At 43.2% G+C, this 19,910-nt stretch carries 19 protein-coding genes, 1 pseudogene and 1 riboswitch; of the genes and pseudogenes, 17 read left to right on the forward strand and 3 right to left on the reverse strand.

The window, feature by feature from the left end; translation table 11 throughout:
- A pseudogene (locus tag AWW72_RS19805) lies at nucleotides 1-93 on the forward strand (SDR family NAD(P)-dependent oxidoreductase); the annotation flags it as partial.
- A 57-nt stretch (nucleotides 94-150) separates the two neighbouring features.
- Here AWW72_RS19805 and AWW72_RS01695 read toward each other — a convergent pair.
- Complete coding sequence (locus AWW72_RS01695) at nucleotides 151-354, reverse strand: DUF3565 domain-containing protein (protein WP_062846242.1); 204 nt, start codon at nucleotides 352-354, stop codon at nucleotides 151-153.
- Nucleotides 355-807: a MarR family winged helix-turn-helix transcriptional regulator gene (locus tag AWW72_RS01700; protein ID WP_062846243.1), complete on the reverse strand. Its 453-nt coding sequence runs from the start codon at nucleotides 805-807 to the stop codon at nucleotides 355-357.
- Between the two features lie 178 nt (nucleotides 808-985).
- Here AWW72_RS01700 and AWW72_RS01705 point away from each other — a divergent pair, with 178 nt between their 5' ends.
- The 9 genes from AWW72_RS01705 to lpxC all read left to right on the forward strand — a co-directional run bounded on the left by AWW72_RS01705 (nucleotide 986) and on the right by lpxC (nucleotide 10,942).
- The gene (locus tag AWW72_RS01705) at nucleotides 986-1,468 is read left to right on the forward strand and encodes a glutathione peroxidase (protein ID WP_062846244.1); all 483 of its coding nucleotides are present in this window, start codon (nucleotides 986-988) and stop codon (nucleotides 1,466-1,468) included.
- 224 nt (nucleotides 1,469-1,692) lie between these two features.
- The gene (gene gshB, locus AWW72_RS01710) at nucleotides 1,693-2,637 is read left to right on the forward strand and encodes a glutathione synthase (RefSeq protein ID WP_062846245.1); all 945 of its coding nucleotides are present in this window, start codon (nucleotides 1,693-1,695) and stop codon (nucleotides 2,635-2,637) included.
- A 226-nt stretch (nucleotides 2,638-2,863) separates the two neighbouring features.
- A complete protein-coding gene (murG, locus tag AWW72_RS01715) occupies nucleotides 2,864-3,961 on the forward strand; it encodes an undecaprenyldiphospho-muramoylpentapeptide beta-N-acetylglucosaminyltransferase (RefSeq protein WP_081410353.1) in 1,098 nt (365 codons plus the stop codon).
- A gap of 13 nt (nucleotides 3,962-3,974) precedes the next feature.
- Entirely contained in the window at nucleotides 3,975-5,420 is a 1,446-nt protein-coding gene (gene murC, locus AWW72_RS01720) for a UDP-N-acetylmuramate--L-alanine ligase (protein ID WP_062846246.1), read from the forward strand.
- A 47-nt stretch (nucleotides 5,421-5,467) separates the two neighbouring features.
- Nucleotides 5,468-6,394 carry a D-alanine--D-alanine ligase gene (locus AWW72_RS01725; RefSeq protein WP_005260164.1) on the forward strand — a complete coding sequence of 309 codons (927 nt, stop codon included), beginning with the start codon at nucleotides 5,468-5,470 and terminating at the stop codon, nucleotides 6,392-6,394.
- Nucleotides 6,395-6,400: 6 nt separating this feature from the next.
- Nucleotides 6,401-7,258, forward strand: a complete 858-nt coding sequence (locus tag AWW72_RS01730) for a cell division protein FtsQ/DivIB (RefSeq protein WP_062846247.1) — start codon at nucleotides 6,401-6,403, stop codon at nucleotides 7,256-7,258.
- Nucleotides 7,259-7,319: 61 nt separating this feature from the next.
- Nucleotides 7,320-8,582: a cell division protein FtsA gene (ftsA, locus tag AWW72_RS01735; protein ID WP_004776251.1), complete on the forward strand. Its 1,263-nt coding sequence runs from the start codon at nucleotides 7,320-7,322 to the stop codon at nucleotides 8,580-8,582.
- 164 nt (nucleotides 8,583-8,746) lie between these two features.
- Nucleotides 8,747-9,928, forward strand: coding sequence for a cell division protein FtsZ (gene ftsZ, locus AWW72_RS01740; protein WP_004776250.1), 1,182 nt, complete (start codon nucleotides 8,747-8,749; stop codon nucleotides 9,926-9,928).
- Between the two features lie 111 nt (nucleotides 9,929-10,039).
- Nucleotides 10,040-10,942, forward strand: coding sequence for a UDP-3-O-acyl-N-acetylglucosamine deacetylase (gene lpxC / locus AWW72_RS01745; RefSeq protein ID WP_004776249.1), 903 nt, complete (start codon nucleotides 10,040-10,042; stop codon nucleotides 10,940-10,942).
- Between the two features lie 98 nt (nucleotides 10,943-11,040).
- Here lpxC and AWW72_RS01750 read toward each other — a convergent pair whose 3' ends face one another.
- Nucleotides 11,041-11,481 carry a DciA family protein gene (locus tag AWW72_RS01750; RefSeq protein ID WP_062846248.1) on the reverse strand — a complete coding sequence of 147 codons (441 nt, stop codon included), beginning with the start codon at nucleotides 11,479-11,481 and terminating at the stop codon, nucleotides 11,041-11,043.
- A 105-nt stretch (nucleotides 11,482-11,586) separates the two neighbouring features.
- Here AWW72_RS01750 and AWW72_RS01755 point away from each other — a divergent pair, with 105 nt between their 5' ends.
- From AWW72_RS01755 to AWW72_RS01785, 7 genes are all read left to right on the forward strand, one after another.
- Nucleotides 11,587-12,288, forward strand: a complete 702-nt coding sequence (locus AWW72_RS01755) for a M23 family metallopeptidase (protein WP_004776247.1) — start codon at nucleotides 11,587-11,589, stop codon at nucleotides 12,286-12,288.
- Nucleotides 12,289-12,492: 204 nt separating this feature from the next.
- Entirely contained in the window at nucleotides 12,493-15,210 is a 2,718-nt protein-coding gene (gene aceE / locus AWW72_RS01760; RefSeq protein WP_005260155.1) for a pyruvate dehydrogenase (acetyl-transferring), homodimeric type, read from the forward strand.
- A 2-nt stretch (nucleotides 15,211-15,212) separates the two neighbouring features.
- Nucleotides 15,213-17,177, forward strand: coding sequence for a 2-oxo acid dehydrogenase subunit E2 (locus AWW72_RS01765; protein ID WP_062846249.1), 1,965 nt, complete (start codon nucleotides 15,213-15,215; stop codon nucleotides 17,175-17,177).
- Nucleotides 17,178-17,315: 138 nt separating this feature from the next.
- Nucleotides 17,316-17,603, forward strand: coding sequence for a hypothetical protein (locus tag AWW72_RS01770; RefSeq protein WP_062846250.1), 288 nt, complete (start codon nucleotides 17,316-17,318; stop codon nucleotides 17,601-17,603).
- A 34-nt stretch (nucleotides 17,604-17,637) separates the two neighbouring features.
- A riboswitch (yybP-ykoY riboswitch) is annotated at nucleotides 17,638-17,779 on the forward strand.
- Nucleotides 17,780-17,862: 83 nt separating this feature from the next.
- A complete protein-coding gene (locus tag AWW72_RS01775) occupies nucleotides 17,863-18,438 on the forward strand; it encodes a TMEM165/GDT1 family protein (RefSeq protein WP_062846251.1) in 576 nt (191 codons plus the stop codon).
- 163 nt (nucleotides 18,439-18,601) lie between these two features.
- Complete coding sequence (locus tag AWW72_RS01780) at nucleotides 18,602-19,408, forward strand: oxygen-binding di-iron domain-containing protein (RefSeq protein ID WP_062846252.1); 807 nt, start codon at nucleotides 18,602-18,604, stop codon at nucleotides 19,406-19,408.
- Nucleotides 19,409-19,535: 127 nt separating this feature from the next.
- Entirely contained in the window at nucleotides 19,536-19,901 is a 366-nt protein-coding gene (locus tag AWW72_RS01785; RefSeq protein ID WP_047430045.1) for a YkgJ family cysteine cluster protein, read from the forward strand.
- Nucleotides 19,902-19,910 lie beyond the last annotated feature (9 nt).

Consider the following 19,910-nt stretch of genomic DNA (forward strand, 5'->3'; position numbering starts at 1 on the left):
AAATTGACAGTGTATACACCAGGTAAATGGGCAATCATTATGATGATTATCCGTAATTTACCTTTCTTCTTATTTAGAAAAATGGATATCTAAACTAGAAAGATAATTAAAAAGCTCAATCATATATTGGGCTTTTTTAGTTATCTTGGTTTAAAAGCACTCACCATTTATCCCCTCACATTTCTTGCATTCCAACATCACTCCTAATTTCTCATGGCGCCCTTGTTCGGTTAACACCCAAGGACGATTTTGCCACGGTGGATCATGGCGGACATGCTGACCATGCCCACAGGCGAGATCAGCAACATAATGTCCTTCTTCATCGAGATGAAAACCCACAATCGCTTGCTGCATTTAACTTTCCATAGACTCGAGTTTCGCTTGTTCCAAACCCTTTAAAAAACGATGGCATAAGTTATGAATCGCCAGCAGATCATTCTGCTCCATGCCTAAAGCGCAGGCGAGTTTAAACGGAATTGCGATAATCTCATCTTTTGTCGCCAGCGCTTTTTCCAGCAAAATCACTTTTTTCATTCGCTCGTCTTCTTTGACTGCGACACGTTTTAAAAACTGTTTTTCTTCTAGTTTTTTAATAATGGGTGTCAGCGTTCCAGAATCAAAAAAAGTCTTTTGTCCAATCTCTGACAACATCACATTGTCCTGTTCATACAAAGCCAGCAACACAATAAATTGTGGATAGGTCAGATCGTATTCCTGAAGCAACGGACGATACTGGCGAATCATGGCATTGGTCGCGGAATACATGGCAAAACACACTTGGTTATCCAAAAATGAAACTTCAGCCATGATGTTTTTTGCTCGACTTGATTGTTGAACATTCAGTATAAATTGGATTGTTTAAAAAGTACATTGCACATAATTAACTTGTACACAATATAATTGTGTGCAATATTAAATAAGCAAGCTGAATGATTCAGCAATATATTTCGAGTAATTCCACCATTGGATAAATGAGAGAACACCTATGAGCAAAATTTATGATTTTCAGGCTGAACTGTTAGAAGGCGAGCAAAAGAAGCTTTCTGATTATCAAGGTAAAGTGTTATTAGTCGTGAATACGGCGAGCCAATGTGGTCTCACGCCACAATTTGAAGGTTTGGAAAAGTTATATCAGGACTATCAACAACAAGGACTGGTGATTTTGGGTTTCCCATGTAACCAATTTGCCAATCAAGATCCATCCAGTAATGAAGAAATCGGCAGCTTCTGTCAGCGTAATTATGGCGTGTCATTTCCAATGTTTGCCAAGATTGATGTGAATGGCCCAACAGCACATCCCTTGTATCAATATTTAACTTCTGAAGCCAAGGGGATTCTGGGGAGTGAAAGTATTAAATGGAACTTCACCAAATTCCTGATTAATCAAAATGGTGAGGTAGTAAAACGCTACTCGCCGATCACCAAACCTGAAAAAATTGCCAAAGATATTCAAAAACTTTTGGCTTAAGTTGAATTTAAAATTTGATGTTTTACAAATTACTGGCGATCGATTCATTTGCCAGTAATTTTTTAATTTCTTATCCATAAGAAAATCGTTTATTCAAATAAATCGAATCTAGTGATTTGAATAAATTGGAATTTTTTAGATTTAATAATTACATAACTTGTTTAAACATCATCAGTAAACTTCGTTATACTTTTTGCCAAGATTAAAAATACGAGCGTCAGATTATGCGTGTACTTGTAGTGATGGACCCGATTGAAACTGTGAATCTTAAAAAGGATTCAACCATGGCGATGTTATGGGCGGCCAGCCGTCGCGGACATGAATTGGGTTATGCATTACAGCACGATTTATATATCGACCAAGGCAAGGCTTTTGGTCTGATCTCTCCTTTGAAAGTATTCGAAGATTACAATCATTATTACGAGTTGGGTGAGAAGCGCAAAGAGTCGTTAGCGGATTACGATGTAGTATTAATGCGTAAAGACCCACCGTTTGACATGAACTTTGTCTATACCACCTATATTCTGGAGCAGGCAGAGCGAGAAGGGACGTGGATTATCAATAAGCCGCAATCGCTACGTGACTGTAATGAAAAGCTGTTTGCTACCCAGTTCCCAGAACTACAAGTCCCAACTTTAGTGACGTCTCAACAAAGCCTGATTCGTGAATTTATTAAAGAACATGGCGATGTGATTGTGAAACCACTTGATGGAATGGGCGGCATGGGCATTTTCCGTTTGTATCAAGATGGGGTAAACATCGGTTCGACTCTGGAAATGCTCACAGAAATGGGTACACGTCCGATCATGGCACAACGTTATATTCCTGAAATTGTAGAAGGTGATAAGCGTATCTTGATGGTCAATGGTGAACCGATTCCATATTGTCTGGCACGTATTCCACAAAATGGTGAAGTGCGCGGTAATCTGGCGGCAGGTGGTTTAGGACAGGCTCGTCCACTGACTGAAAATGATAAATTGATTGCAGCAAAAGTTGGCCCATTCTTACGTGAAAAAGGTTTGGTTTTCGTTGGTCTGGATGTGATCGGTAATTATGTGACTGAAATTAATGTGACCAGTCCAACCTGTATCCGCGAGATTGACGCACAATTCGGTACCTCGATTGCAGATGATTTATTTGCCGTACTGGAAGCTGGGCTTAAAAATTAAATAATTCTTATTTTTTGACCAAAATGCCCGTTTGTATTTACTCAAATTTTGGATGCAAATGGGCTTTTAGATATCGGCAGTCTCTTGTTTTTAACAAAGAATCGAAAAAAGCTCAGCTTTCTGTTGTAAACAAGTGAAATTCGCTTTTCGTGAATGAAGCTTTAGGATTAAAATAACGCTCGAAAACAATAGACGATAACCTTTTTTTGAGTTGAAGAATTAAACCGTGACCAATTCACCACAGAACAAACCCAAACATGTCATGATGATGGCCGCTGGTACAGGTGGACATGTTTTTCCTGCGCTTGCTGTTGCCAAACTACTGCAACAAGAAGGCTGTCAGGTCTCTTGGTTGGCGACGCCGACGGGAATGGAAAACCGGTTACTCAAAGATCAAAATATTCCAATTTATCAGATCGATATTCAAGGTGTACGTGGCAATGGTCTGTTACGTAAGCTCAGTGCACCATTTAAAATTCTAAAAGCAACCTTAAGCGCAATGCGCTATATGAAACAGCTTAAAATTGACGCTGTCGCTGGTTTCGGCGGTTATGTTGCAGGGCCAGGTGGTTTGGCTGCACGTTTGCTGGGTATTCCTGTGTTGATCCATGAACAGAATGCGATTGCAGGTTTTACCAATACCCAACTGGCACGTATCGCGAAAACCGTATGTCAGGCTTTTCCAGATACTTTCCCAAGTAGTGATAAAGTGGTGACCACAGGAAATCCTGTGCGTGCTGAAATCACTGCGATTTTGAATCCATCATGGCGTTACCAAACCCGTGAACAGGAACAATTGCCACTGAATATTTTAATTGTGGGCGGTTCATTAGGGGCGCAAGCGTTAAATGAGCGTTTGCCAGAAGCATTAAAGAAAGTCAGTGTACCGCTGAATGTATTTCATCAATGTGGTCAAAATAAGCAAGATGCGACGCGTGCACTTTATCAAGGTGCATCTGAGCAATTAAATATTCAGGTTGAGCCATTTATTCATGATATGGCCAAAGCGTATAGTGAAGCTGATTTAATTATTTGCCGCGCTGGCGCGTTGACTGTGACTGAAGTTGCAACAGCGGGTCTGGCAGCGGTTTTTGTTCCTTTACCTATTGCGGTGGATGACCACCAGACTGCAAATGCTAAGTTTTTGGCAAATGCAGGTGCTGCAAAAATTTGCCAACAAGCAGAAATGACACCTGCTGTTTTAGATGAGTTATTTGCCAGTTTGCTCAATCGCCAGCTACTCTCTGAAATGGCAATTAAAGCACGTCAACAAGCACAACCGAATGCGACGCAGCATGTGGTTGATCTGATTAAAAAATTGTAATTCGAGTTTATCTATGTCTCCTACAAATCCAAACCAAGCCAAAAAGCTGATTAAAGTGCCAGAAATGCGCCGTATTAAAAATATCCACTTTGTTGGTATTGGCGGTGCGGGGATGTGTGGTATTGCTGAAGTGTTGAGTAACCAAGGTTATAAGATTTCAGGTTCAGATATTAAAGCGTCGAAAACGACAGCTCAACTCGAAGCAAATGGCATCAAGGTGTTTATCGGCCACTCGGCAGACAATATTAAAAATGCCAATGTACTGGTGGTATCGACTGCGATTGATCCTGAAAATCCAGAGATTAAAGCTGCAATTGAACAACGTACGCCGATTGTGCGCCGTGCGGAAATGTTAGGTGAGTTGATGCGTTATCGTCATGGTATCGCGGTTGCGGGAACGCATGGTAAAACGACAACGACAAGTTTATTGACCACCATGTTGGCGGAAGAAAACCTTGATCCAACTTATGTGATCGGTGGTTTGCTGAATAGCACAGGGGTCAATGCTGCGCTGGGTGAAAGCCGTTTTATCGTGGCAGAAGCGGATGAGTCGGATGCTTCATTCTTGTATTTGCAGCCAATGGCCGCCATTGTGACCAATATCGATGCAGATCACATGGATACCTATGAAGGTAGCTTCGATAAGTTAAAAGATACGTTTATCCAGTTCTTGCATAACCTGCCATTCTACGGGTTGGCAGTTGTCTGTGGTGATGACGCCAATATTCGCGAGATTTTACCGCGTGTAGGCCGTCCAGTATTAACTTACGGTTTCGATGAAGGCAACGATATCCGTGCAGTTGATGTGGCTCAGGAAGGCATGCGTTCGCACTTTACCGTATTGCGTAAAGACCGTGAGCCATTACGTGTCACTATCAACCAGCCTGGCTTACATAATGTCCTAAATGCGCTTGCTGCAATTGGTGTGGCAACCGATGAAGGCGTTTCTGATGGTGCGATTTGCCGTGCCTTAGAAGGCTTTAGCGGTGTTGGTCGTCGCTTCCAGGTTCAAGGTGAATATGAAGTTGGCGAGGGCATGGTGAAATTGGTGGATGACTATGGTCACCATCCAAAAGAAGTTGAAGCAACCATTAAGGCTGCACGTGCCAGCCATCCAGATCGTCGTTTGGTGATGTTGTTCCAGCCGCACCGTTTTAGCCGTACGCGTGACTGTTTTGATGACTTTGTGGATGTATTATCACAAGTCGATCAATTGTTATTGTTAGAGGTTTATTCAGCAGGCGAAAAACCAATTGTGGGCGCTGATAGCCGTGCTTTGGCGCGTAGTATTCGTCTGCGTGGTGAAGTGGAACCGATTCTGGTTGATCCAGTGGAAGGGAATTTACCAAGCGTTTTACAAAAAGTGTTACAAGCTAATGACCTGTTATTAACACAAGGCGCGGGTAACGTGGGTGCAATTTCGGTAGAATTGGCTCAGCATCGTTTGTATGCCCAATAATTTTGTTTTTTGAATATTAAAAGTTTTACAGTTTTAAGGATATAAACGTGTCAAATGCTGCGAAATTCGGCAAAGTTGCTGTGTTATTTGGTGGGAAATCGGCTGAGCGTGCGGTGTCATTGGACAGCGGTCAGGCCGTTTTAGATGCATTGTTGCGTTCGGGTGTGCAGGCAGAAGCATTTGATCCGCAAGATCGTAGTGTGACTGAGCTGGTGGGTTACGATCGTGCTTTTATCGTATTGCATGGTCGTGGCGGTGAAGATGGCCAAATTCAGGGTGTACTGGAATGGTTGAATATTCCATATACTGGTACTGGCGTGCAAGGTTCTGCAATTGGTATGGATAAAGTCAAAACCAAGCAAATCTGGCAAGGCAGTGATTTGCCGACTGCGCCTTACCGCATTATCACCAAAGATACCGATCTTGATCCGGTGATTGCTGAATTGGGTCTGCCAGTCATTATCAAACCTGTACATGAAGGCTCAAGTGTCGGCATGAGTAAGGTTGAGAAAGCAGAAGACTTTGCAGCGGCCATTGAAAAAGCGACCCAGCATGATGCTGTGGTTATGGCAGAAAAATGGATTACAGGTCGTGAATTTACGATTTCATTCCTGAATGGTCAGCCTTTGCCAGTGATCCGTTTACAACCACCGGCAGATGTTGCTTTTTATGACTATGAAGCAAAATACCAACGTAATGATGTGGAATATGGTATCCCTTGCGGCCTAACTGAAGCGGAAGAGAAGAGCTTGCAAGCATTGTGCTTACGCGCTTTCCAAGCCGTGGGTGCAGAAGGTTGGGGCCGTATTGATGCGATGCAGGACGAACAGGGTAATTTCTGGTTATTGGAAGTTAATACCGTTCCAGGCATGACCAGCCACTCTCTCGTACCAAAAGCAGCGCAAGCCGTTGGTTATAATTTTGATCAGCTCTGTGTTGCGATTTTAGAGCAAACTTTAGCAAAGTCGGCTTAATTATTTATGGCTCAACTTCCTGCATCTATGCGTCGCAAAACGCGACCAGCCATTAGCTCGATTCACGAGAAACCGCCTACGCCTAAACAAAAGATGGTGAATGCGGGGGGCTGGGCATTACTTGTTATTGCATTCGCTGTACTGGCATTAGGTCTGTTTGGTTTATATAAAGTCATGACGGATGCCAAAGTTGCAGAGTTGCAGGTGGTGGGAACCAATTCTGAAGTTGAAAATCAGCAATTAGTTAAATACCTAAATCCTGTCATTAAAGATAATTATTTCACTTCGGATTTAGAGCAGATTCGGGATCAGGCGTTAAAAGTATCTTGGGTTGATCGTGTAGTGGTATCACGAGCTTGGCCAAATGCAATTCGGGTGCGGGTGATGCCGCGTCATGCGATTGCACGTTGGGGAACAGGGCGTTTGCTTAGTGATAATGGTGAAGTGTTTAGTGAGGCTGTTCCTCGAGCACATCCAAATTTGCCACTGTTACATGGGCCAGCCAGCCAATCCAAAATGATGATGCGTCGCTATAATGAAATTAACCAATTATTTCATCCAGCGAATTTAAGATTAAAAGAACTGTATTTAACTGAGCGTATGACCTGGTTTATGCAGTTTGATTCAGGTTTACGGATTATCGTGGATCAGGATCAAACCATGAACAAGCTCCAGCGCTTAAGCCATTTGGCACAAACAGATCTAAAACCTGTATGGTCGAAAATCACGGCAATTGACCTGCGTTACCGGAATGGTTTGGCCATTCAATGGAAAAATGCAGCTCCGCCAAAGATTGTCAACGGTCAGTTAGTTGTAACGATTGATGACACAAGCCTTGCAGGGGCAATTCAGGCAAAGCCATAATACGTGGCTTAAAATAAAGGGCAGTGGTCCTAAACAACACTAAAGATATGGTATTGAAGTAATGAGTGAAGCTGTTCCCTCAGTTGTTGCGATTGATATTGGGACTCATAAAGTCTCAGTTTTGATTGGTAAGGTCCATGCACCGGATAAGATACAGGTCATTGGCATGGCAACTGCTCGCAACCGAGGCATGGTTAAAGGCAAGATTGTCAGCTTGGACAAGGTCATTGCTGCGATTAAAAATGCAGTATCCGAAGCAGAGGATATGGCAGAGTGCCGTATTCATAGTGCATGGGTGTCTATCCCGAGTACTGAATTACAAAGTTTTTATGCATCAGGTCGTACCCCTGTAGCCAACCACGATCATATTATTACGACAAATGAAGTGGTGCGCGCATTAGAGTTGGCCAAAGCCAGCCATTTATCACCTGATTATTATCTTGCCAGCGCTGTTCCATTAGGCTTTGAGCTCGGTGATTCGGCTGAGTGGGTGCAAAATCCTGTGAATATGTCTGCACATAGCATGACAGGTCATTATCAGTTGATGATGATGCCAATCAGCACCATGCAAAACCTTGATCGTGCCATGAAAGGGGCGAATATCGGGGTGGAGAAAATGGTGGTGTCTTGCTTGGCAACGGCTGAAGCAAGTTTGCTAAAAGACGAAAAAGAATATGGTGTATGTCTGGTTGATATCGGTGCAGGCATTACCAATATTGCAGTATATCTGGATGGTCGATTGGCTTTAGCACGTACCTTGCCACGTGGTGGTGAGAATGTGACCCGTGATATTGCAGCTGTTTTACAAACCACGACTGAAGAAGCTGAACGCATCAAGATTTTACATGGTTGCGTCGATCTTAGTGTAGTAAAACCAGATCATATGATTCAGGTACAAGGCATTGATGGCACACAAACCATCAGTCGTATTGAACTTGCAGAAATCATCATTGCGCGTTATGAAGAAATCTTTAGCTTAATTCGTGAAGAACTGGAGCATAGTGGTGCGATTCATGGTTTATATCATGGTGTGGTACTGACTGGCGATGCGTGTCAAATTGAAGGTATGGTGAATTTGGCGCGTCGTACGTTAGGCGTATCTGCGCATCTGGGTAACCCTCCATTGCAAGTGTATGCGGATGATCAGCACTTACCAGCATTGCGTCGTTCAATGTACGCTACTGCGGCAGGTCTGTTGATGTTTAGCCAGAGTGATTTGCAAGATACGGTTGAAGAACCAGAAGAGGCCAGCGATCGTAGTTTTGTTGATCGGGTTGCCAATGGTTGGAATGCATTAAATAGCAAATTAAAGGCCATCTTTTAAGTTGTAGTTATTTTTGAGAAAATTTGTTAGGAAGTTGTTCTAAATCACCCACTGTACTTGACAATCTGGTGATTATTGAACAGCATCCTAAACATCAGTTGTTTAAAAATCAGGGCAGTAACGGGCTGAAGTAACTGCCATTAATATTAGGAAATCTAAAGGTCATGGCCTCATTTGAATTTATAGAAGATGAACTAGACAATGGCAACGGTCAAGCCCGTTTCACAGTATTTGGTGTGGGTGGTGGTGGCGGTAATGCCGTTCAACACATGGCACAGTCAGATATTCAAGGTGTAAAGTTCGTTTGTGCAAATACAGATAAACAAGCACTGGACAGCATGAACGCGCCATTCAAAATTCAATTGGGTGAACAAAGTACGCGTGGTTTAGGCGCTGGTGCGAATCCAGAAGTGGGTCAAATCGCAGCCGAAGAAAGCCGTGATGTGATCCGTCAGCATCTTGAAGGGACTGATATGGTCTTCGTAACCGCTGGTATGGGTGGTGGTACGGGTACAGGTGCTGCACCAGTTGTTGCTGAAGTTGCTAAAGAAATGGGTATCCTGACTGTTGGTGTGGTGACAACCCCATTCAACTTTGAAGGCCGTCGCCGTCAAAAGTCTGCTGAAAAAGGTATTGATGCCTTAGAAGCACATGTTGATTCATTGATTATTATTCCGAACCAGCGCTTACTCAGCGTATATGGCGATATCTCAATGAAAGATGCCTATAAAAAGGCAGATGATGTATTGTTGAACGCAGTTCGCAGTATTTTTGACCTTGTGGTCAATCGTGGTCACATTAACCTCGACTTCGCTGACTTGAAAACAGCGATGAGTACACGTGGTTATGCAATGATGGGTGCTGGTTTAGGCCGTGGAGAAGATCGTGCCCGTCAGGCAGCTGAACAGGCGATCCGTAGCCCATTGCTTGATAATGTGAATATTATCAACGCGAAAGGTGTGTTGATTAACATCACTGGTGGCGATGATATTACCTTGCGTGAAACCGAGATCATTACAGATGTCGTGAACCAGATTGTCGATCTTGATGAAGGTGAAATTTTCTACGGTACGGTATTCGATCCAGATGCGCGTGATGAACTTCGTGTTACGGTTATAGCGACTGGTTTAACGCGTAATGCAAGTGAAGTTGATCAGAAGAGACGTACTGCAGCTTCGCATGTCAGCGCTTCTCAAGTGGCACAACAACCTGTTGATGAAGACGACGTTCCAGCGATTAGTAAACGTGCAAATGTAGATGCTCCAGCAAGTGCTACAGCAAGTTCTACGCCACGTTCATCGCCAATGAGCATCCAAGACTACCTGAAAAATCAGCAACGTAAATAATAAAATCAGATATTTAGAGAAAGGAGGCAATTAATTGCCTCCTTTTTTATTTTTTTAAAATGGCAAAATATGCTAAGTTATATCGGTTTTTGCAAATGAAGTTGGTATGGCATGTTGAAACAACGTACTCTCAAGCGTGTGGTGAAAGCGAGCGGGATTGGTTTGCACAGTGGTCAAAAGGTGCTGATCAATTTTGTTCCACACCATATTGATGGAGGTATTGTCTTTCGCCGTATCGACTTAAATCCCCCTGTGGATATCCCAGCCAATGCCTTGCTGATCCAAGAAGCATTTATGTGTTCAAATCTGGTACGTGACGACATTAAAGTGGGTACCATTGAACATGTCATGAGTGCGATTGCTGGATTGGGAATCGACAACCTGATTGTCGAAGTGTCTGCTTCAGAAGTTCCGATTATGGATGGTAGTGCAGGGCCATTTATCTATCTTCTCATGCAAGGTGAGCTGGCAGAGCAGGATGCGCCAAAGAAGTTCATCCGCATTTTAAAGCCAGTTGAAGCTTTGATTGATGATAAAAAAGCGATTTTCACGCCACATTCAGGTTTTCAGCTCAACTTCACCATCGATTTTGATCATCCCGCCTTTGCCAAAGAATACCAGTCAGCAACCATTGATTTTTCGACAGAAATCTTTGTGTATGAGGTAAGTGAAGCGCGAACGTTTGGCTTTATGAAAGATCTGGATTATCTCAAAGCCAATAATCTGGCCTTGGGGGCAAGTCTGGATAATGCCATTGGTGTAGATGATACGGGTGTGGTCAATGAGGAAGGATTGCGCTTCGCCGACGAGTTTGTTCGACACAAGATTTTAGATGCCGTAGGTGATTTATATTTACTTGGACATCAGATTATTGCCAAGTTTGATGGCTATAAGTCGGGTCATGCTTTGAATAATCAGTTATTACGCAATGTTCAAAATGATCCAAGCAGCTATGAAATTGTAACATTTAATAACGAGAATGATTGTCCGATTCCTTATGTTAGTGTGACATAAGTCCTTGTCTTTTATTGGCTATGTTATATTATAACAAATGAAAATGAGAATTTTGTCACAAAATATAATTATGTATTTCGATACTTAATGTATGAAGTTTACTTTTTATTGCTTGCCAAACGTAGTAGAGCTTGGCTAAGCTTAGGGTCGCTCACATATTCAGCGGCGCTACGCAATTGCTCTTGGGTCTCTGATGTAAGTGCTTTTGTTGGGGGAGAGGGTTCACGAGAGACAACCTTTTTGTTTCTTAAGCGAACTTGGATTTTTCGTAATTCCTTGAGTCCTTCGAGCTGAGCTAACTGCGCAACATAGTTGCTTTGTAAATAGCTGAGTTGACTAATCATGGCCTGATTTTCACCAGTTATGATCAAAACGCCATGTTGATAACAAACAACTTGCCATTGCTCTGGTTGGGGTAATAACGGTTGAATAATTTTCGTAAGTTGTTTCCATTGCGTAACTTGCGTTGTCAGAAACGTTAAGTTTCCAGTTTTTATGTGTTGTCCTTTCTGTTGGAAAACGTTGTTAGGCTCAGACATAGAACTTCCTCGGAGGTAATGTGTCCATCTTAAGCGTTTGGTTCAGCTGTTATCAAGGAAGAGATGATAAAGGAACGTTTGAAGGACGGTTTCAAGAGGTTTTTTATGCATCATACGCGTCGTATTTTACTCGCATTTTCATTGGCTGCTTCAGCTGCTTCGGTTGCTTTTGCAGACTACCAGAACATTGGTCAGTCAACAGGTGATGACCGTTTAGAGCAATTATCAAAAACCTTGGCTCAAGGTTCTTATACTCATTCTGCTGATATGGATTTGCCAGCCGTTTCGAATGTATCGGTTAAATTACGTGAAAAAACCATTGAATTGAATAATGCGACGATCGAGAAAAAATACGGTCGTTCAGCGATTTCATCTCAGGATAATGCGCCTTCATTTTCTGCCAACACGGGTTATTCTTGGTTGGTAAGCCATCCTTTACAAGAAGGACGTGTGAGTTCTTCTTGGGGTAACCGTACTCTGCTCGGTTCAACGCGCCACCACTCTGGTCTTGATCTTGCAGCACCATCAGGTACACCAATTTATTCAACAGGCCCTGGTGTCGTGACTAAATCAGGCTGGGGTACAGGTTATGGTCAATATGTTGAAATTGATCATGGCAATGGTTACATCACTCGCTATGCACATGCATCACGCTTAATCGTGAGTGCTGGTGATCGTGTAAGCGCAGGCGAGCATATTGCCAATGTTGGTTGTACAGGTCGTTGTACTGGCCCACATTTGCATTTTGAAGTTGTGAAAGATGGTCAACGTAAAAACCCATCAACTTACCTCGCAATGTTGCCTTAATGTAATTTGTTAACAGTTGTATATAAATATTCAGAAAAATCGCCTTTATTGGCGATTTTTTATGTGTTTTGTTTCAATTCGGTCAATGACTATTTTGTCAGAAAATAATAAGGCGTTTTCCATTCAGCTAAGGCCATACCCCTTATAAAGCAAAACATGATAAAAATAGGGTCGACAAATAACTTAAGGGAAAAGGTGAATTGTATGGCGTTTTATGGCGACTCTGACGCGCAAGAAACCCAAGAATGGCAAGAAGCATTTGATTCTGTATTACAACACATGGGCACGGAACGAGCTGCTTTCTTACTAGAAAAACTCTATCAACGGGCTATTGCGAAACATGTGCCAATCCAGCGCTTAAACACACCTTACCTCAACACCATTTCAGTTGAAGAGCAACCAGCGATGCCTGGCGATCAGGATATGGAACGTCGTATCCGCGCATTGATCCGCTGGAATGCTTTGGCAATGGTATTACGTGCGAATAAAACGGGCGATGACCTCGGTGGTCACCTTGCAAGTTTCGCATCGTCTGCAACATTGTATGACGTTGGTTTTAACCATTTCTTCCGCGCAAACAGCGATAACTTTGGCGGCGACATGATTTATTACCAAGGTCACTGCGCGCCTGGTATTTATGCACGTTCTTTCCTTGAAGGACGTTTAAACGAAGAACAGTTAAGTAATTTCCGTCGTGAAGTTGGCGGTAACGGTTTACCAAGCTATCCGCATCCTTATTTAATGCCAGACTATTGGCAGTTTCCTACTGTATCGATGGGCCTGGGTCCAATCATGTCGATTTATCAGGCGCACATTCAAAAATATTTAATGAATCGTGGCTTGATCAAAGAAGAAGATCGTAAAGTCTGGGCTTATCTGGGCGATGGTGAGATGGATGAGCCAGAAAGTACAGGTGCAATTTCACTTGCTGGTCGTGAAAAGCTTGATAACCTGATTTGGGTGGTGAACTGTAACTTACAGCGCCTAGATGGTCCTGTACGTGGTAACGGTAAAATTATTCAAGAATTAGAATCTTTATTCCGTGGTGCGGGCTGGCGTGTCATTAAAGTCGTGTGGGGCCGTCATTGGGATCCACTTCTTGCAAAAGACAGCTCAGGCGCTTTAAAAGCGGTTATGGATGAAACAGTTGATGGTGAGTATCAACGCTATCAAGTGAAAGGCGGTGCATATACACGTGAGAAATTCTTTGGCAAGTACCCAGAAGCTGCGGAACTTGTAAAAGATTTAAGCGATGAAGACATCGACAATCTTAACCGTGGTGGTCATGACCCATACAAAGTTTTTGCTGCCTATGCAGAAGCAATGAAAGCCAAAGGTCAACCAACCGTTATTCTTGCGAAAACGGTTAAAGGTTATGGTTTATCTGAAGAAATTGAAGCGGTGAACAAAACTCACCAAATCAAAAAAATGCAGATCGACTCTTTGAAATATGTACGTGACCGTTTCAACTTGCCATTTACAGACGATAAGTTAGAAGAACTTCCATTCTACCGCCCAAGTGAAAACTCTCCAGAAATGAAGTACATGAAGGCGCGTCGTGAAGCATTAGGTGGTTACCTACCTGCACGTCGTAAAGAGAGTGAAACTTTAGCGATTCCTGAATTATCTGTATTTGATGCTGTATTAAATGGTTCTGGTGGTAAAGAGCAATCGACGACGATGCTGATGGTACGTTTAATTGCTGCTTTACTGAAAGAAAAAGCAATTAAAGACCGCGTAGTTCCAATCGTTCCAGATGAAGCACGTACATTTGGTTTAGAAGGGATGTTCCGTCAGCTTGGTATTTATGCTGCTCACGGTCAAAAATATACCCCAGAAGACCAAGAACAGTTAATGCATTACCGTGAAGCAAGTGACGGTCACATGTTGCAAGAAGGGATTAACGAAGCGGGTGCGATGAGCGCTTGGGCTGCGTTGGCAACTAGTTATTCAACCAATAACTTGCCAATGATTCCAATGTACATGTACTACTCAATGTTCGGTTTCCAACGTATTGGTGACATTGCATGGGCTGCGGGTGATGCACAGGCACAAGGTTTCTTGTTAGGTGCTACTGCTGGCCGTACCACATTGAACGGTGAAGGTTTACAGCACCAAGATGGCCATTCACATATCTTGGCGAACACGATTCCAAACTGCGTATCTTATGATCCATGTTTTGGTTATGAATTGGCTGTGATCGTACATGACGGTTTACAACGTATGTATGTGAACCAAGAGCGTGTGTTCTACTACTTAACCGTAATGAACGAAAACTACGAGCATCCTGCAATGCCAGAAGGCGCTGAGGAAGGCATTAAACGTGGTATGTACTTGTTCGAAAAAGATGAGAAAGCAACGGTTCAATTACTTGGTTCAGGTGTCATTCTGCGTGAAGTGATTAAAGCTGCGAAAATCTTACGTGATGAATACCAGATCCACTCAAACGTTTGGAGCGTAACAAGCTTCAATGAGTTGTCACGTGACGGTATGGCATGTGAAGAATACAACCGTTTACACCCACTGACTGAAGAAGTGAAAGAGTCTTGGGTATCTAAACAGTTACGTGGTACAGAAGGTATCGTTGTTTCAGCAACAGACCATATGCGTGCGTATAGCGAACAAATCCGTGCATATCTTCCAGATGGTCGTCCATTTGTTGCATTAGGTACAGATGGTTATGGTCGTTCAGATACACGTGCAAACTTACGTAGTTTCTTTGGTGTTGATGCTGCGCATATCGTGGTTGCGACTTTGAAAAAACTCGCTGACGAAGGTGAAGTAGACGCACGTTTAGTCAAAGATGCAATTTCTAACTTTGAGTTAGATACGGATCGTCCAGTTGCATGGGCACCACAAGCGCATCCAGAAGTTCAGGCCGTTGCTGAATACAATGAAACACAAACAGGTGAGGGGAAATAATCATGCAAATCCAAGCACCTGATATTGGCGTAGATAAAGCGCTCGTTGCAGAAATCTTGGTCAAAGTAGGCGACCATGTTGCAGTTGACGATAGCCTTCTGGTTTTAGAGTCAGATAAGGCAACGGTAGAAGTACCAAGCACTGCGGCAGGTATCGTAAAAAGTATTCTGGTTAAACAGGGTGATGAAGTCACTGAAGGCGTTGCATTGATCGAACTAGAGTCGGAGTCTGCTGTTGAAGCCCCTGTGAACGAAGCGCCGAAAGCGGAAGCGCCAAAAGCAGAAGCCAAACCTGTCGAAGCTGAAACAAAAGTACAACCAGCTGCCGCTCCAACAGCGACAGCTAGTCAGGTTGTGGATGTAAAAGTTCCAGATATTGGTGTGGAAAAAGCTTTGGTTGCAGAAGTGTTGGTCAAAGTCGGTGATCAGATTGAACCTGAACAAAGTATTGTTGTGGTTGAATCGGACAAGGCGACTGTAGAAGTACCAAGTTCGGTTGCGGGGATTGTGGAAGCGATTCAGATTAAAGAAGGCGATAGCATCAAAGAAGGCGTAGTATTGATTCAGGTCAAGACTACGAGCGCTGCAACGTCATCTGAACCGCAAGCAGCCCCTGCTCAAACAGAAGCGCCAGTCGCAACGACTGAAGCACCAGCTGCAAGCAATACCTCAACAGGTAATGTTGAAATTGAAGTACCAGATTTAGGTGTAGAAAAAGCACTTGTTTCAGAAATTTTGGTCAATGTCGGTGATCGCGTTGAAGCTCAACAAAGCCTATGTGTGGTTGAGTCAGATAAGGCATCTGTTGAAGTGCCAAGCTCAGTAGCAGGGATTGTGAAAGCAATCCATGTCTCTGCTAATCAAGAAGTTCGTCAAGGCGTGGCTTTGGCAACGATTGAGGTGAGTGGTCAGGCTGCTGCTCCAGCAGCACCAAAAGCTCAACCAGCCGCTGCACCTTCTGCTCAAGCAGCACCAGCAAAACCACAGGCAGCAGAGACAGCAGCTCCAAGTGCGCCAGCGCAAGTTGAGAAGCTGACCAAAGAGCAAGAAGCAGAAAATGCGAAGGTTTATGCAGGCCCTGCCGTGCGTAAACTGGCACGTGAATTAGGCGTTATTCTCGGTCAGGTGAAGGCTTCAGGTGAACATGGTCGCGTAATGAAGGACGATGTTTTTGCTTATGTAAAAGCACGTCTCACGACAGCGCAGCCAGCATCTTCTGCTCAAGCAGCACCCGTGGCTTCGGGCTTACCGAAATTGCCAGACTTTGGTGCATTTGGTGGCGGTGAAGTGAAAGCAATGACGCGTTTACAGCAAGTGTCTGTACCGCAGTTGTCATTGAATAACTTTATTCCTCAAGTCACACAGTTCGATTTGGCTGATATCACAGAGCTTGAAGCGTGGCGTGGCGAGCTTAAAGACGGCTTTAAAAAGCAGGGTCTGAGCTTAACCATTTTGGCCTTTATTGCCAAAGCAGTTGCGCACTTGCTGAAAGAAGAACCTTATTTCGCAGGCCATTTGGCTGATGATCAGAAGTCAGTATTGTTACGTAACGAAATTCATATGGGTATTGCTGTGGCGACCCCAGATGGTTTAACTGTTCCAGTACTGCGTAATCCTGACCAGAAGTCAATTAAGCAAATCGCGACAGAACTGGCTGAACTGAGCCAGAAAGCGCGTGACCGCAAATTGTCACCGAAAGATTTGCAAGGTGCTAACTTCACGATTACCAGCTTAGGTAGTATTGGTGGTACTGCATTTACGCCGTTGGTGAACTGGCCACAAGTTGCGATTCTAGGTATTTCACCTGCAACCATGCAGCCTGTATGGAATGGTAAAGACTTTGATCCGCGCTTAATGTTGCCATTGTCATTGTCTTATGACCATCGTGTCATTAATGGTGCGGATGCAGCACGCTTTACCAATAAGCTGACCAACTTACTCAAAGACATTCGTAGCTTATTGCTCTAATCGTTTTTGAATCTAGAAAACCTCGCATCAGCGGGGTTTTCTGTTTTTAGGGTGACAAAATTGTGGCTTTATTTGTAAATACTTTTCTCTAGAATACGGTTCTATCTATAAGAAATTTCTTTGAGATCAGGAGCAAGGATGTTGATGATTTATCGGCTAATGTTGCCATTATTGCTGGTTGTTTTTGTATTGATGGGCTTATGGGTGAGTTTCTTGCATTTTCCCTGGGACTGGGTCATGTACGCCGTCATGGGGCTGGAAGTGCTGGTCGCGACCGTGGTGATGGCAATGGAATATCAGGCACAGCATGTCGGTGGTGCAAGTGGCTGGGGCAGTTTTGGTTTTCTTGGTCTCAGTGCCTATTTGGCATTTTTTCTGGGGCTTGTCCGTATCTTGGTTTGGAGTTACCAAAAATTTTGGGCTTAACGATTCAAAAGCATTTTATTGTTTGATAGAATGGCGTTACTTCATTGGGGAGTAGCCGCTCTTTACGCAAAGTAAAGAGGTGATGATCAACATAATTGTTCAACAGAACATGGTCATCATAGCAAAGAACCAAGAACAGCTTTTCAGCTGTGCTTTTGTTGGCAAGACCTTTGATTTACCACTCTGCATCAATCTATTTGATTTTGGCTAGCAGGAGGGGTAGGTCATCGGTATATTTTGCTAGCCAGAGCATTCAACTATGTATGAATTCCTCATCTCCACATCAATTGTTGCCCTTGCTGAAATGGGCGATAAAACTCAATTGCTTGCATTATTACTTGCTGCCCGTTTCCGTAAACCCGTTCCGATTTTAATTGCGATCTTGCTTGCTACCACCATTAACCACGGTATTTCGGCTGTCTTAGGTCAATGGATTACGACCGTCCTGAGCCCTGAAATCCTGTTATGGATTCTCGCACTCGGCTTTATTGGTATGGCAATCTGGATGCTGATCCCAGATGAGTTGGGCGATGAAAGTGAGAGCATTAATAAATGGCAGAAATTCGGCGTCTTTGGTGCAACCTTCATCTTATTCTTTTTGGCTGAAATTGGTGATAAAACTCAAATTGCAACAGTGGCGCTGGCGGCACGTTTTGACAGTGTGCTCTGGGTCATGTGTGGAACAACGTTTGGTATGATGATTGCCAATGCACCTGCGGTCTTTATTGGCGATAAGCTGGCAGATAAATTACCGATTTCCCTGATTCATAAAATTGGTGCCGCAATCTTCTTGGTGGTGGGTATTTCAACTTTGGTTCAGCATTATTTCTTTTAATTCTTCCCTGCATTTATTGTTTAAAGACCCATCCAGATGTGATGGGTCTTGTTTTATAAATCATGATAAAAATCCAATATCAGATTGAAACCCGAATCAAATCCCATTATTTTATTATGGAATTAAAAATATTTCATATTTAAAGAATTTTTCAGGGGTCGCTATGAGTTTCGAACGGACAACATCACAAATATTATTTGATAATGGCACACATAAATGCATCAGTTTTACCAGTCTGGTCAAAGGGGAAGGTATTCAGGCCAATCAGTTTTTAATTATTGACCATGATCGGGCCGCAGTTTTAGATCCAGGTGGCGACTTGACTTATGTGCCATTAACCATGGAGCTGAATCGCTATACCAAACTGAAAAATCTGGACTATGTGATGGCCTCACACCAAGATCCCGACATTATTACTTCGATGCCCCGTTGGTTGGTGTATACCGATGCCAAAGTCGTAGCCTCTAAACTGTGGGCACGTTTTTTACCGCATCTGAACTCTGCCTTTATGAGTGATCGTATGAAAGGCAATTGGGAAGAGCGCCTGATCGAGTTATCGGATACGGGACAAATCATTCCTTTGGGTGAATCTGCCATTGTTGCCGTGCCTGCACATTTCCTGCATTCAGTTGGCAATTTTCAGTTCTATGATCCGACTGCAAAAATTTTATTTTCAGGGGATATGGGGGCTTCGATTGTTGACGATGCCAGCTGGCCAATTACTGACTTTGATGCGCATATCAAAAAAATGAAAGGCTTTCATCAGCGCTATATGTGTTCCAATAAAGTGATTCGTTTGTGGGTCAATATGGTTCGGCAGATGGATCTGGAGATGATTGTGCCACAGCATGGGACAGCTTTTATTGGCAAAGAGATGATCAATCAATTTCTAGACTGGATCGAAACGCTGGAATGTGGCGTAGATCTGATGAATGAATATGTTTTTAGTTTGCCGACTGAAATGAGCTAAATGTGAAGTCAGGAGAATGACTGAAAAATACATAAATTGCTGATTCAGCACTCTTGTCGCCACCAATAAATTTTCTTAGGATATCATCGGATAAAGGATTGAATTTGATAACGAGAATCTTAAGAAAATGTTGTCTCAAATTGCGACACCAGATGCGTGTGTCAGTTGCGGTGCGTGCTGTGCAAATTATCGTGTTTCTTTCTATTGGGCCGAGGCAGAACAGATCCCTGAGCACATGGTTGAACCACTTACAGCAGTCTATTCCTGTATGAAGGGAACCAATCAGGCACAAGTTAGATGCGTGGCCTTGCAAGGCGAAGTGGGACAGCAAGTAAGCTGTTCCATCTATCCATTTCGGAGTTCAAGTTGCAAGGAAGTGCAGATTGCTGATTCACATTGTAACAAAGCACGGCTGGCCCATAATCTGATTCCACTGGTCACGATTGAGCAGCAGTCCTCTGAAAATAATGACAATTTCGATCAGGTTTGCTAACAGGATTTA

The organism is Acinetobacter sp. NRRL B-65365, from assembly GCF_001605865.1.
Taxonomy (GTDB): domain Bacteria; phylum Pseudomonadota; class Gammaproteobacteria; order Pseudomonadales; family Moraxellaceae; genus Acinetobacter; species Acinetobacter vivianii.

Excerpts from the sequence above, each read along its gene's own strand:
- AWW72_RS01750 (WP_062846248.1), bottom strand. The coding sequence starts at position 11,481 with ATGTCTGAGCCTAACAACGTTTTCCAACAGAAAGGACAACACATAAAA.
- AWW72_RS01730 (WP_062846247.1), top strand. The coding sequence starts at position 6,401 with ATGGCTCAACTTCCTGCATCTATGCGTCGCAAAACGCGACCAGCCATT.
- ftsZ (WP_004776250.1), top strand. The coding sequence starts at position 8,747 with ATGGCCTCATTTGAATTTATAGAAGATGAACTAGACAATGGCAACGGT.
- AWW72_RS01705 (WP_062846244.1), top strand. The coding sequence starts at position 986 with ATGAGCAAAATTTATGATTTTCAGGCTGAACTGTTAGAAGGCGAGCAA.
- AWW72_RS01780 (WP_062846252.1), top strand. The coding sequence starts at position 18,602 with ATGAGTTTCGAACGGACAACATCACAAATATTATTTGATAATGGCACA.
- AWW72_RS01700 (WP_062846243.1), bottom strand. The coding sequence starts at position 807 with ATGGCTGAAGTTTCATTTTTGGATAACCAAGTGTGTTTTGCCATGTAT.
- murC (WP_062846246.1), top strand. The coding sequence starts at position 3,975 with ATGTCTCCTACAAATCCAAACCAAGCCAAAAAGCTGATTAAAGTGCCA.
- gshB (WP_062846245.1), top strand. The coding sequence starts at position 1,693 with ATGCGTGTACTTGTAGTGATGGACCCGATTGAAACTGTGAATCTTAAA.
- aceE (WP_005260155.1), top strand. The coding sequence starts at position 12,493 with ATGGCGTTTTATGGCGACTCTGACGCGCAAGAAACCCAAGAATGGCAA.
- AWW72_RS01695 (WP_062846242.1), bottom strand. The coding sequence starts at position 354 with ATGCAGCAAGCGATTGTGGGTTTTCATCTCGATGAAGAAGGACATTAT.
- AWW72_RS01775 (WP_062846251.1), top strand. The coding sequence starts at position 17,863 with ATGTATGAATTCCTCATCTCCACATCAATTGTTGCCCTTGCTGAAATG.
- AWW72_RS01770 (WP_062846250.1), top strand. The coding sequence starts at position 17,316 with ATGTTGATGATTTATCGGCTAATGTTGCCATTATTGCTGGTTGTTTTT.
- AWW72_RS01765 (WP_062846249.1), top strand. The coding sequence starts at position 15,213 with ATGCAAATCCAAGCACCTGATATTGGCGTAGATAAAGCGCTCGTTGCA.
- AWW72_RS01755 (WP_004776247.1), top strand. The coding sequence starts at position 11,587 with ATGCATCATACGCGTCGTATTTTACTCGCATTTTCATTGGCTGCTTCA.
- ftsA (WP_004776251.1), top strand. The coding sequence starts at position 7,320 with ATGAGTGAAGCTGTTCCCTCAGTTGTTGCGATTGATATTGGGACTCAT.
- lpxC (WP_004776249.1), top strand. The coding sequence starts at position 10,040 with ATGTTGAAACAACGTACTCTCAAGCGTGTGGTGAAAGCGAGCGGGATT.
- AWW72_RS01785 (WP_047430045.1), top strand. The coding sequence starts at position 19,536 with ATGTTGTCTCAAATTGCGACACCAGATGCGTGTGTCAGTTGCGGTGCG.